Genomic DNA, 12,319 nt, shown 5'->3' with positions numbered 1-12,319 from the left:
AAAAGGGAGCGGGGGACCTTTGCTACCGCGGCGCGGTAGCAAAGGTCCCCCGCTCCCCCTGAGTGGTCAGGCCTGGAAACGCTCGGCTCGCCGGGTCGCCCAGCGGGCGACCTTGGTCCACCTGCGCGCGGCACGTGGGCCACTCCGAGCCCGCTGCGCGCGGACTCCCTCCTCGAGGTCTCGTATTCGGGCCCTGGACAGTTCTTCATAAAGCAACATTTCGCTGGTCTCCTCGACCTTGATCTCGTGCAATTCGGTCGGCGCGTGAGTTCCCGTCAGCGCCTCGTAATCCCTGGTGGTGATGAGTTCGACGGTCATGCCGCAGCGCTCCGCTCGACCTTGCGCGCGACCGGGCGAGCCTCGGCGGCGGGCTCGACGACCGCGTTCTTCCGGGGGCGGCCACGGGGCCGCTTCCGTGCGACGACGACGCCGCGCTCGAAGATTTCGCCACCCCAGACACCCCACGGCTCACGCCGCGAAAGCGCGCCCGCGAGGCACGCGGAACGGACCGGGCAGTCCGCGCAGAACGCCTTCGCGCGCTCGAGCTCTGCCGGCGACTCGGCGAACCACAGGTCCGCGTCGCCCGAACGGCAGGGAAGCATCGACTCGGGCGAGTCGATGGCGTCGAGCAGGTCGACGACGCCTGCGTCGGCGAAAGGCAGGGCCTCCCCCGGCGCGAAAGCTATGGCCGATGACATAAGTGCACTCCTCTGTGCCGTAACGGATTTCGTACTCACGGTGGAACTGGACAACGCTGAACCCCAATTAGGTTGTGCAGCCAACTTGTTTGTGCAGCAAAAAACACGAAGGCCGCGGATCCGGTAACCGGTTCCGCGGCCTTCGTGAGCCTCTGGTCCTGACTAGGTCAGGAACTTCGCTCCCGTTCGGACAACGGAACACGGAACTGCTTGATGACCGGCAGATCGACGCCACCGTTCACGTACGCTCCACCGAAGGCGGCAGCGTGCGTGAAGGTCTCGTCGGCGGTAACCCAGCGCCGGTTGAGGCGCTGAGTGCCACGGGCGGCAAGGATGCTCACGGGCATGAAGGTGCCCTGGCGCTGTGCCTGCGGGACTTCCGCGACGCAAGACAGACGGGTGCCAGGGTTCGTGAGCATCATGTTGATCGTCATTTCACCGGCACCACCTTTCTCTGTCGCGCGCGAACCGCCCTGCGGTCTACGCTGTGTTGTAGATGTTCTTCCCCAGACCGGGCGCTTCCCGCCCGGTACCTGCAGGTTATTGCCCCCGGCCACACCGGGGCAACTTATTTTCCGGAAAATCCGTCGAAGTTGCGAAGATCGGCTCTGAGCAGCAGGTTCGCCGCGTGTATCCAGCCTGGAACGCGGTCAAGTCTCCACCGAGGCCCGCACGACGTCGAGCACCTCCGCTCCGAAACGTTCGAGCTTCGTCGCTCCGATCCCGGAGATGGCACACAACGCCGTGTCATCAGTGGGCCGCTGCTCGGCGATGGCGACCAGAGTCGCGTCCGTGAAAACGACGAAGGCCGGCACCTTGAGCTCGCGCGAGCGCTCACCTCGCCAGGACTTCAGCTTCTCGAGCAGCTGCTCGTCCACGTTGGACGGGCACCGGGAACATCGGCCGAGCTTGATGTCCAGTGTCTCCAGCAGCGGCCCGCCGCACACGCGGCACCGAGCCTTGTTTCCGGACTGCTTCGGCTGCTGCGATCGGGCGACCCGCGCCGCAGGGTGGTCTTCGGGGATGAGCCCGTAGAGGAACCTGCTGCGTCGCCGATTACGGCGATTTCCCGACGTCCTGGCCAAGGCCCACGACAGCGAGAGATGCTCTCGAGCTCGTGTGACGCCGACATAGAAGAGGCGACGCTCTTCCTCGATGGCGGCGTCGTCGCCGTCGGCGTGAAGGATCGGCATGGTCCCTTCGGCGAGCCCCACGAGGAACACGGCATCCCATTCGAGGCCTTTGGCCGCGTGAAGCGAAGCCAGGGTGATGCCCTCCACCGTCGGTGGATGCTGCGCTGTCGCCCGCTGTTCGAGTTCCGCAACGAATCGAGGAAGATCCGCATCTTCGACCGTGGCAGCCAGTTCCTCGGCCAACTCGACGATCGAGAGAAGCCCGTCCCACCGCTCTTTCGCCGCGCCTCCGGCGGGGGGCTGGTCGGTGAGCCCCACCTTCGCGAGAACCGAGCGAACACGGGTCACCAGCTCGCCGGCGTACGCGTCGGTCGACGCCATCCGCAGCGCGGACATTGCCTGCCGGACCTCGGCCCTGGCAAAGAACCGCTCACCGCCGCGGACCAGGTATGGGATGCCCATCTCCGCCAGAGCCTGCTCGTAGGCCTCGGACTGAGCGTTGACGCGGTACAGCACCGCGATCTCGCTGGCCGCCACTCCGCTGTCGAGCAGGTCACGGATCCTGCGCGCGACAGCCGCGGCCTCAGCGGTCTCATCGTCATACTCCGCGAACCGCGGGGCAGGCCCGGAAGGACGCTGACCGATCAGCTTCAACCTCGACCCCGCAGGACGGCCGCGCGCGGCACCGATCACTTGATTGGCGAGAGCCACGACCTCCGGAGTCGACCGGTAGTCCCGCTCGAGCCTCACGACGGTCGCCTCGGGGAACCTGCGCGTGAACTCCAGGAGCGGCCGGGGAGATGCGCCGCCGAACGAATAGATGGTCTGGTTGGCGTCTCCGACGACGGTCAAGTCGTCGCGGCCGCCGAGCCAGGCGTCAAGCAGCCGCTGCTGTAGCGGGGTGACGTCCTGGTACTCGTCGACGACGAAGCAGCGATAACGCTCGCGGAACTCCTGGGCCACCACCGTGTGCTCCTCGAGGACGGCCGTGGTGTGCAGGAGCAGGTCGTCGAAGTCGAGGACCTGTGCCGCGTTCTTGACCTTCTCGTAGTTGCGGTAGACCTCCGCGACCTGCGAGGCAGGCGCCGGGGTGTCCCGCTGTGTCCGTGCGGCTACCGCGGGATAGTCGTCCGGCGATACCAAAGAGGCCTTGCTCCACTCGATCTCACTGGCGAGGTCGCGCAGCAGCTCCGTCTCGGTGCCGAGACCGGCCTTGTTGGCGGCTTGGCTGATGTAGCGGAACTTGTTCTCGAGCAGCTCCCAAGGCCGGTCCCCGACGACCTGTGGCCAGAAATACCGCAACTGACGACGGGCTGCGGCGTGGAAGGTGAGCGCCTGGGCGGCGTCCACACCCAACCCCCGGAGACGGGTGCGCATCTCGCCCGCGGCGCGGGTCGTGAAGGTGACGGCGAGGACCTGACCAGCGGCGACGTGGCCGGATCGGACCAAGTGGGCGATGCGGTGAGTGATCGTCCGGGTCTTGCCGGTCCCTGCTCCGGCGAGGACGCAGACCGGCCCCCTCGGCGCGCAGGCGGCGGCGCGTTGCTCGGGATCGAGCCCATCGAGCAGGCCTGGACGACTCTTCGGGGACGATGCGCTAACCACGTCCCGATCCTCGCAGAGTGCCCGCCGGGTTCGGCGCAGGGCACGCAGCCGTATCCTGGTCACATGGCGGGAAAGCAGGACAAGGAAGCAGCGAAGCTGGCCAAGAAGGAGAAGCGTGCCGCGAGCAAGGCTCGCCGCGGGCAGATCTTCGAAGCCTTCAAGATGCAGCGCAAGGAAGACAAGGCGCTCATCCCCTGGATGGTCGGATCGCTCCTGGTCATCACCGGTGTCGTGTTCGGCATCGGGTTCATCTTCGACGTCCACTGGGTCGTGCTGCCGCTGGGCATCCTGCTCGGCGCGCTCGCCGCTGTGATCATCTTCGGCAGGCGGGTCCAGAAGACCGTGTACTCGAAGGCCGACGGGCAGCCGGGCGCCGCGGCGTGGGCGCTCGAGAACATGCGTGGCCGTTGGAAGGTGACGCCGACCGTGGCGGCCACCACCCAGCTCGACGCCGTGCACCGAGTTCTCGGTGGTCCGGGTGTCGTGCTTGTCGCCGAGGGTGCGCCGCACCGCGTGAAGTCCCTGCTCGCGCAGGAGAAGAAGCGTGTGTCCCGCTTGATCGGTGAGACACCGATCTACAACGTGATCATCGGCAACGAAGATCAGCAGGTGCCGCTGAAGAAGCTTCAGAGCTACCTGATGAAGCTGCCGCGCAACCTCAAGCCCGCCCAGGTCGACGCGCTGGAAGCGAAGCTGGCCGCGCTCGGCAGCCGCGGCGCCGCCATGCCGAAGGGGCCGATGCCCGCCGGCGCGAAGATGCGCAACGTCCAGCGCACCATCCGTCGCCGCTGACTAAACGAGCATCAGGGGTCATTTGCTACCGCCGCGTGCGATAGCAAATGACCCCTGATTCGTCTCCGGAGGAAAACTGTCGGTGGGTGGTCGCATGATCACTGTGTGGACGGAACCTCGAGCGCCCGGGAGAGGGCGCTGGCAGCGATGTTCCCGGACGGCGTGGCCGCCCGGGCAAAACTTGTCGCCCTTGGGCACTCCCACTCCTCGATCTCGCGCCGTTGCCGTGAGGGCGGCCCGTGGCGCCGTCCGATCCCTGGCGTCATCCTCCTGACCAATGCCACGCCGACCAGACACCAGCTCTTGAAGGTCGCGCTGACGCACGCGGGGCCGGAGGCGATGCTCACCGGGATACAGGCCGCCAGGTTGTACGGGGTCCGAAGACTCCCGCCAGAAAGACGGGCGCACACCCTGATCCCTCACCGGAGCAAGGTCGCCACCTGGGGTTTCGCAGTCGTAGAACGAACGATTCATCTGCCGGAGCCGGTGGAGATTGATGGGTTGCCTGTCGCTCCTCTAGCCCGAGCCCTCATCGATGCTGCCCGCCGTATGGACGAACTCGAGTCGGTGCGGGCGATGATCCACGACGCTGTCCATCGCGGGCTCTGCACTCCAGAGGAACTTCGAGACGAACTGGCCCAGGCCAGCACGATCGGCTCCGCGCTCCCTCGAATAGTCGTCAACTCTCTCCAGGACGGCGTCAACTCCGCCGTCGATCAGTGGCTGAAATCTGCGGTCGAGCGCAGCGGCTTACCCAAACCCGAGTGGAAGGCAGAGCTACGAACTCCGGACGGAGAGGTAGTCGGGATCGCCGATGCCTGGTGGCCGCGGGTCGGCGTCGCGCTGCAAGTCCGCTACGACGAGGTCGCCCTCGGGCCGGACAAGGTGTCCGAGATGCAGGCCCTCGCCGCTCCAGGCCTCATCGTCGTCCAGGTAAGTCCTGGCCGGCTACGTGACGAGCCACTGGTGGTGATCCAAGAGCTGCGAGCAGCCCACAACCGCGCCCGGCAACGGCCGCCTCCGGATCTCGGGAGCGTTCCTGCTGCACCTGCTGCCTGATCGCTGCCGGTCCGACAGTCGCTTCCCTCCGGAGAGAGCAAAGGTCCCTTGCTCCCCACCGGCGGTCACCGCATGCGGATTACAACGGTTCCAGTCAGCCGATCGAGCCAGCTTCGCCCGTCGATATTGCGAATCGCGGCTGGAATGATCACGAAGGTGAGTGCCCCACGCACCACCGCACGCCACACTCCGACCATGTGGGCGCCGTCGAGCCTGGCAACGCGGATTCCGACGACTGCCATACCGGGAGTGAACCCGAAGAAAGCCGCGGGAACGGCCGTGATCACCGCCCAGACGCCGACCGACCAGAGGTTGAAGGTCTGCATGACGGCCGGATCCTGAAGGCTGGGAGTCACGAAGAGGGCGGTGACCAGCGAGGCAAGAACCAGGTCGATGAGCAGCCCAAGAAGGCGCGCGCCGCCGCCCGCTACCGAGCCGACACCCGATTGGGGCAAGCCGAGTCGCTCACCACGCCACCGCTGCGTACCCTCGCCACCGGCCGTCGTCTCATCGCCGGCTCCGGGCAGCCATTCTCCGGTCCATCTCGCCACCCATCCAGGGTATGCCGGTGGCGCGGGCCACATTCGCCCTGGTCGACTACCCGATATCGCCGCCCCGTTAACACCGGCGAAACATACGGGTGACGGTCGGGCAACACCGCGCTCTTAGCGTGAGCCGAAGAGAGTACTGCCGCCGGCAACGAACGAGAAGGAGTCACCGAGGGTGCCCACTACTCCAGACGACATTCAGCGCCTTATCGCCGACGAGAACGTAGAGGTCGTCGACGTCAGGTTCTGCGACCTGCCCGGCGTTATGCAGCACTTCACCGTTCCGGCGAAGGCGTTCAACGAGGAAGCCTACGAAGAAGGCCTCGCCTTCGACGGCTCCTCGGTGCGTGGTTTCCAGTCGATCCACGAATCCGACATGCTGCTCCTCCCGGACCCCGAGACGGCTCGTATCGACCCGTTCCGCAAGGCGAAGACGCTCTCGCTGAACTTCTTCGTGCACGACCCGTTCACCCGCGAGGCGTACAGCCGCGACCCGCGCAACATCGCGCGCAAGGCCGAGCAGTACATCTCCGAGTACGGCGTCGCCGACAACGTGTTCTTCGGCCCGGAGGCCGAGTTCTACATCTTCGACTCGATCCGGTTCGACTCGGCCGAGCACGCCTCGTTCCACGAGATCGACTCTGTCGAGGGTTGGTGGAACACCGGTGCCGACGTGCCGGGCGGCAACCAGGGTTACAAGACGAAGTTCAAAGGCGGCTACTTCCCGGTTCCGCCGGTCGACCACTTCGCCGACCTGCGCGACGAGATCGTCCGCAACCTGCAGGGCTCCGGTTTCGAAATCGAGCGCGCGCACCACGAGGTGGGCACCGCCGGCCAGACCGAGATCAACTACAAGTTCAACACGCTGCTGCACGCTGCGGACGACCTGCAGCTGTTCAAGTACATCGTGAAGAACACCGTGTTCGCCGCCGGCAAGACCGCGACCTTCATGCCGAAGCCGCTCGCCGGTGACAACGGCTCGGGCATGCACTGCCACCAGTCGCTGTGGAAGGACGGCACCCCGCTGTTCCACGACGAGTCGGGGTACGCGGGTTTGTCCGACACCGCCCGCCACTACATCGGTGGCCTGCTCAAGCACGCGCCGAGCCTGCTGGCCTTCACCAACCCGACCGTCAACTCGTACCACCGGCTCGTGCCGGGCTTCGAAGCTCCGGTCAGCCTGGTGTACTCGCAGCGGAACCGGTCGGCTTGCGTCCGTATCCCGATCACGGGCAACAACCCGAAGGCCAAGCGCGCCGAGTTCCGGTGCCCGGACTCGTCCGGCAACCCCTACCTCGCGTTCTCGGCGATGATGATGGCCGGGCTCGACGGCATCAAGAACAAGATCGAGCCGCCGGAGCCCATCGACAAGGACCTCTACGAGCTTCCGCCGGAGGAGGCTCAGAACGTCAAGCTCGTTCCGGGCGACCTCGGCGCGGTTCTCGACACGCTGGAAGCGGACCACGACTACCTGCTCGAGGGTGGCGTGTTCACTCCCGACGTGATCGACACGTGGATCTCCTACAAGCGTGAGAACGAGATCGACCCGCTGCGGCTGCGCCCGCACCCGTACGAGTTCTCGCTGTACTACGACGTGTGATCGTGCGGTAGGAAACACCAAGAGCACGCCGGTGGTGAGGTGCGGAAGCGCCCTCACCACCGGCGTTTCTTGTTGGACCAGGAAGTACGACTACTCCGAAGTGGAAAGAACCTTCAGGTCGACGCCCGCTCGCTCGATCCGGCCACGCGGGTCGCCCACCAGTTTGCGTCGCTCGAGATCCATCAACCCCAGCGTGCACGTGATCTCCGCCGAGAGGGTGCCATCGACCTTGTAGATGTTCGAGTCCATGTGGAAGGTCTTGCCGGTGCCGAATTTGGCGTCGCAGGTCACGTCGACGACATCACCTGCGCGGAGCTCTCGTCGGAAGACGATGTGGGATTCGAGCAGCACGAAGGCAAGATTCGCCTCGCGCATACCCGCGTTGAGGCCGCCGGCGAGTTCCATCAGCTCAAGTCTGGAGACCTCGCCGTACGAGTGGTAGACGGCATGGTTGAGGTGTCCGAGGGTGTCCAGCTCGTAATGACGCACCTTGATCCGGGTGCGAAATGGCTCGCGCACAGTCACCGGTCCACTGTAGGCGGCGGCCACCGTCCGCGACGCAGAGTGTGAGCAAGGGACCTTTGCTGTCACCTCGTCCGCTCATGCCAAGCGATAGCAAAGGTCCCCCGCTCCCCTACCGCAGGTTCAGAGCGGTCAATCCTGGTAGAAAAGGGTCTCCACGACGGCATGGGCACGTCGCGTCGTCCGCCGGTAGGCGTCGAGGAATTCGCCTGGATCGTCATCGGCCGAGTAGCCGAGCACTCGCGCGACCGCGGCAAGGTCGCGACCGGAGCTGGGAATCTCGTCGACCGCCTTACCGCGGACCAGCATCCCGGCGTTACGGACGCGCGTCGCCAGCAACCAGGCCTCGGTCAGGGATTCGATCTCGGCGGGCTCGGCGAGCCCCGCCTCCGCTGCGGCCTTGAGGGCATCGATCGTCGAGGTGGTTCGAAGCCCCTCGACTTCGTGTCCGTGGCGGAGCTGCATGAGCTGCACCGTCCACTCCACGTCGGCGAGCCCGCCACGGCCGAGTTTCGTGTGCCGGGTCGGGTCGGCGCCCTTGGGCATCCGTTCCGTTTCCACGCGCGCCTTGATCCGCCTGATCTCCCGCACCCGAACCGCGTCGAGGCCCGCCCGCGGGTAGCGGATGGGGTCGATCATCTCGATGAAACGTGCACCGAGGTCGTCGTCACCGGCGATGAACCGAGCGCGTAGCAGCGCCTGCGATTCCCAGACCTCAGCCCACCGTCCGTAGTAGCTGCGGTAGGACTCGAGGGTTCGCACCAACGGGCCGCTCCGCCCCTCCGGACGGAGATCGGCGTCGACGACCAGTGCCGGGTCAGGACTGGGGGCACCGAGGATCTTGCGGACGGTTTCGGCGACGGAGGAAGCGAACTTCGCTGCCTCGGAGTCCGACACGCCCTCGGCGGGCTCGCACACGAAGAGAACGTCCGCGTCAGAGCCATAGCCGAGTTCTGCCCCGCCCAACCGCCCCATGCCGATGACGGCGATCCTCGCTGGAGTTTGGCCGAGCTCGGCCTGGCGCTGGCGATAAGCAGCCGCCAAGGCACCCTGGAGCACGGCGACCCACACACTGGACAGCGCTTCGCACACTGCTGGGACATCGAGCAACCCCAGCAGATCAGCCGACGCGATCCGGAGCATCTCGTGCCGGCGCAACGATCTCGCAGCCGCGACCGCGGCGTTCAAACCCGGCTGACGCCGCACGGCGGCTCGCAGCGAAGTGGCCACCTCCGCCGGAGTACGGCCGGTCAGCCGCGTTGGATCACCGAGCAGCTGCAATACTTCCGGCGCTCGGGCCAGCAGGTCGGGAACCAGACGTGACGTGCCGAGCAAGAAGGCGAGTCGCTCGACGACGGCACCCTCGTCCCGAAGAACCCGGAGGTACCAGGGTGTCGCTTCGAGCGCTTCCGAGACCTTCCGGTAGGACAGAAGTCCACGGTCGGGATCCGGGGTGTCGGCTAGAAGATCCAACAAGACCGGCAGCAGAGCTTGCTGGATGGCCGCCCGGCGGGACATTCCCGCGGTCAGTGCCTTGATGTGTTGCAGGGCCCCGTCCGGCGCGGCGTAGCCAAGCGCGGCGAGACGGCTCTCTGCCTGTTTCGTGGTCAGCCGTAGTGCGTCCGTCGGCACGTTCGCGACCGATTGCAGCAGGGGCCGGTAGAAGAGCTTCTCGTGAAGACGCCGGATGCTCTGCAGGTGGCGGCGGAACTCCGCCACCAGCACGTCCCCTTCGCTTCTGCCCCTGGCCGGCCGCACACCGCTCGCCCTCGCGATCGTCCGCAACTCGCTGACGTCCGAAGCGGCAGGGAACAAGTGCGTACGCCTTAGTCGGCGAAGCTGGAGCCTGTGCTCGATCGTCCGGAGGAACTCGTAGGAAGATGCGAGCTCCGCAGCGTCCTTCCGGCCGACATACCCGCCGTCCCCCAGCGCAGCGAGTGCGTCCATCGTGGACGGGGAACGCAGCTCAGCGTCGATCCGGCCGTGGACCAGCTGCAGCAACTGCACGGCGAACTCGACATCGCGAAGGCCGCCGCGTCCCAGCTTGAGCTCCCGTTCGGCGTAGGCGGACGGCACGTGGCCTTCGACACGGCGCCGCATCTTCTGCACTTCGGGAACGAAATTCTCCCGATCGGCCGCAGCCCACACCTTGGGTGCGACCATCTCCGCGTACTGACGCCCGAGCTCGGCATCACCCGCGACCGGCCGCGCTTTGAGCAATGCCTGGAACTCCCAGGTCTTGGCCCACTTCTGGTAATAGGCGGCATGGCCATCGAGGGTTCGGACCAAGGCGCCCGCCTTGCCCTCCGGCCGCAACGCCGCGTCGACCTCGAAACATGCCTTGCCGACCACACGCATCATCGTGCTGGCCAGCCTCGTGGAGACCGAAAGATCTCCATCTCCGACGAAGATGACATCCACGTCGCTTACGTAGTTCAGCTCACGACCACCACATTTGCCCATCGCGATCACGGACAGGTGGCCTTCGGCCGCTGCTCCAACCTCGGCTTCAGCGACCAGCAGGCCAACCGTCAGCGCGGCCTCGGCCAGAGTCGTGAGCTGGGCCCCGATCTCGGCATAGGGTGGTTGACGGAGGCCGGGTTCGACGAGATGCCCGAGGTCGGCCGCAGCTATTCCGAGCAGCAGTTCGCGGTAGCCGATGCGAAGGGCCTGCTCTGACTCGAGCCCGGTGAGCAGCTCGTCGTCCGGTCGCAAGTGGCCGAGAAGACTGTTCACATACTGATCCGGGGCGATGTTCTTCTCGCCCTGGAGGGTCTTCCAACAGTCTGTGTTCGCGACCAGGAAGTCCGCGAGCGCGCTCGAAGTGCCCAGAACACCGAGCAACCGGCCGCGGAAGGTTCGGTTGGTGCGAAGCGCCTGGTCGAGCTCATTCCAGGCCCCAGGGTCGGCCTCCCTGATCCGGTCCAGTCCGCTCAGGGCCAGATCGGGGTCCGCCGCGCGGGAAAGTGCCGACATCACGTCGGCAGCGGAGCCGTCCGGGCCGGATTCGGTCCACCAACCGGCAGCACGCAGCTGCCCGTCGGCTCGGGGGTCGGTGAAGCCGTATCTCGCCACGGAAGCGGTCGGCCTGGCGCGCTCAACCATCGGCTTCCACCGTAGTCGCCCTTCCGTCCGAGACCAGACGGACGCGCAAGGGAGCAAGGGACCTTTGCTACCGCGCGGAGGCCGGTAGCAAAGGTCCCTTGCTCTTCTAAGCGGCGATCTTGCCGACTTCCTGTTCGGGGAGAGCCGGGGCGGGGCTGGCGAAGCTGTCCGCATTGACGGGGCTCCGCCGCGAAAGGAAGTAGATCCCGACACCGATCGCGAGGCCCACGACACCGACGGCGATCGTGCCCACCGTGCCCGTCGAGGTCACGAGACCGGCTCCGGCACCGACGATGGCGGCGGCGGGGAGAGTGAACAGCCAGGCGACCACCATGCGGCCGGCTGTGCGCCAGCGAACCGGTGATTCGTTCCTGCCAACCCCGGAGCCGACGATGCCACCGGAGCAGACGTGGGTCGTCGAAAGCGGGAAACCGAAATTCGTCGAGGCGAGAATGACCGCCGCCGAGCTGGTCTGCGCGGCGAAGCCCTGGGGGCCTGCGATATCCGTCAGGCCTTTACCCAGCGTCAAGGTGATGCGCCAGCCGCCAAGGTAGGTTCCGAGCGCCAGCGCCAGCGCCGCGCTGACGATCACCCAGAGCGGCGGCCCTGCCCCGGCTGGCAGGGTTCCGGCGGTGATCATCGTCAGCGTGATGATGCCCATGGTCTTCTGCGCGTCGTTCGTGCCATGGGCGAGCGAGACCAGCGAGGCCGAGATGATCTGGCCCACCCGGAAGCCGGCGGTGCGGCCACGACGGACGAAGATCCGGTAGACGAAGTACGTCACGATCATCGCGACGAGGCCGGCCAAGACCGGTGAAAGTGCTGCTGGGACGAGCACCTTCTCGACGATCTTTCCGAAATGGACGGAGTCCATTCCGGCCGATACCCACGTGGCACCGATCAGCCCGCCGAACAGCGCGTGGGACGAACTGGACGGAAGCCCGACGAACCACGTGATCAGGTTCCACACGATCGCCCCGACCAGTCCGCCGAAGACGATCGCCGGTCCGATCTTGGAGTCGTCGACGAGTCCATTCGAGATGGTCTTGGCCACCTCGACCGACAGGAAGGCTCCGACCAGGTTCAGGACCGCCGAGATCGTCACCGCGACTTTAGGTCGCAACGCCCCGGTGGCGATCGACGTCGCCATCGAGTTGGCCGTGTCGTGGAACCCGTTCGTGAAATCGAAAATTAGGGCCGTGACGACGACGAGCACGACCAAGACTGAGGGCTCCACCCCGACCTCCGAACCCTTCG

11 protein-coding genes are annotated in these 12,319 nt (G+C 66.2%); 3 read left to right on the top strand and 8 right to left on the bottom strand.

What is annotated here, in order from left to right:
* Positions 1 to 66 precede the first annotated feature (66 nt).
* The 4 genes from ACOCEP_RS17475 to ACOCEP_RS17460 form a co-directional block, all read right to left on the bottom strand.
* A complete protein-coding gene (locus tag ACOCEP_RS17475; RefSeq protein WP_482338450.1) occupies positions 67 to 318 on the bottom strand; it encodes a hypothetical protein in 252 nt (83 codons plus the stop codon).
* The gene (locus ACOCEP_RS17470) at positions 315 to 698 is read right to left on the bottom strand and encodes a WhiB family transcriptional regulator (RefSeq protein ID WP_378445138.1); all 384 of its coding nucleotides are present in this window, start codon (positions 696 to 698) and stop codon (positions 315 to 317) included. The genes ACOCEP_RS17475 and ACOCEP_RS17470 overlap by 4 nt, the downstream gene beginning before the upstream one ends.
* 167 nt (positions 699 to 865) lie before the next feature.
* Positions 866 to 1,132, bottom strand: coding sequence for a hypothetical protein (locus ACOCEP_RS17465; RefSeq protein ID WP_482338449.1), 267 nt, complete (start codon positions 1,130 to 1,132; stop codon positions 866 to 868).
* 216 nt (positions 1,133 to 1,348) lie between these two features.
* A complete protein-coding gene (locus ACOCEP_RS17460) occupies positions 1,349 to 3,436 on the bottom strand; it encodes an ATP-dependent DNA helicase UvrD2 (protein ID WP_482338448.1) in 2,088 nt (695 codons plus the stop codon).
* 63 nt (positions 3,437 to 3,499) lie between these two features.
* On the opposite strand from ACOCEP_RS17460, the gene ACOCEP_RS17455 reads away from it, so the two are divergent.
* On the top strand, positions 3,500 to 4,228 hold the full coding sequence (locus ACOCEP_RS17455; RefSeq protein WP_482338446.1) for a DUF4191 domain-containing protein: 729 nt from the start codon (positions 3,500 to 3,502) through the stop codon (positions 4,226 to 4,228).
* Between the two features lie 549 nt (positions 4,229 to 4,777).
* Complete coding sequence (locus tag ACOCEP_RS17450) at positions 4,778 to 5,287, top strand: hypothetical protein (protein WP_482338445.1); 510 nt, start codon at positions 4,778 to 4,780, stop codon at positions 5,285 to 5,287.
* A gap of 65 nt (positions 5,288 to 5,352) precedes the next feature.
* Here ACOCEP_RS17450 and ACOCEP_RS17445 read toward each other — a convergent pair whose 3' ends face one another.
* Positions 5,353 to 5,838 (bottom strand): RDD family protein, encoded by a 486-nt coding sequence (locus ACOCEP_RS17445; protein ID WP_482338443.1) that lies wholly within the window; start codon positions 5,836 to 5,838, stop codon positions 5,353 to 5,355.
* A gap of 172 nt (positions 5,839 to 6,010) precedes the next feature.
* Here ACOCEP_RS17445 and glnA point away from each other — a divergent pair, with 172 nt between their 5' ends.
* Positions 6,011 to 7,435: a type I glutamate--ammonia ligase gene (gene glnA, locus ACOCEP_RS17440; RefSeq protein WP_005167524.1), complete on the top strand. Its 1,425-nt coding sequence runs from the start codon at positions 6,011 to 6,013 to the stop codon at positions 7,433 to 7,435.
* A 90-nt stretch (positions 7,436 to 7,525) separates the two neighbouring features.
* Here the strand turns inward: glnA and ACOCEP_RS17435 are convergent, their stop codons facing one another.
* From ACOCEP_RS17435 to ACOCEP_RS17425, 3 genes are all read right to left on the bottom strand, one after another.
* Entirely contained in the window at positions 7,526 to 7,960 is a 435-nt protein-coding gene (locus ACOCEP_RS17435) for an acyl-CoA thioesterase (protein WP_482339750.1), read from the bottom strand.
* 129 nt (positions 7,961 to 8,089) lie between these two features.
* Entirely contained in the window at positions 8,090 to 11,062 is a 2,973-nt protein-coding gene (locus ACOCEP_RS17430; RefSeq protein ID WP_482338441.1) for a bifunctional [glutamine synthetase] adenylyltransferase/[glutamine synthetase]-adenylyl-L-tyrosine phosphorylase, read from the bottom strand.
* A gap of 106 nt (positions 11,063 to 11,168) precedes the next feature.
* Positions 11,169 to 12,299 carry an inorganic phosphate transporter gene (locus ACOCEP_RS17425; protein ID WP_482338439.1) on the bottom strand — a complete coding sequence of 377 codons (1,131 nt, stop codon included), beginning with the start codon at positions 12,297 to 12,299 and terminating at the stop codon, positions 11,169 to 11,171.
* Positions 12,300 to 12,319 lie beyond the last annotated feature (20 nt).

The sequence above is a fragment of the Amycolatopsis sp. CA-211722 genome, assembly GCF_056828465.1.
This window is presented reverse-complemented; position numbering and strand designations above follow the sequence as displayed.

Excerpts from the sequence above, each read along its gene's own strand:
- ACOCEP_RS17475 (WP_482338450.1), bottom strand. The coding sequence starts at position 318 with ATGACCGTCGAACTCATCACCACCAGGGATTACGAGGCGCTGACGGGA.
- ACOCEP_RS17470 (WP_378445138.1), bottom strand. The coding sequence starts at position 698 with ATGTCATCGGCCATAGCTTTCGCGCCGGGGGAGGCCCTGCCTTTCGCC.
- ACOCEP_RS17465 (WP_482338449.1), bottom strand. The coding sequence starts at position 1,132 with ATGACGATCAACATGATGCTCACGAACCCTGGCACCCGTCTGTCTTGC.
- ACOCEP_RS17455 (WP_482338446.1), top strand. The coding sequence starts at position 3,500 with ATGGCGGGAAAGCAGGACAAGGAAGCAGCGAAGCTGGCCAAGAAGGAG.
- ACOCEP_RS17450 (WP_482338445.1), top strand. The coding sequence starts at position 4,778 with ATGGACGAACTCGAGTCGGTGCGGGCGATGATCCACGACGCTGTCCAT.
- ACOCEP_RS17430 (WP_482338441.1), bottom strand. The coding sequence starts at position 11,062 with ATGGTTGAGCGCGCCAGGCCGACCGCTTCCGTGGCGAGATACGGCTTC.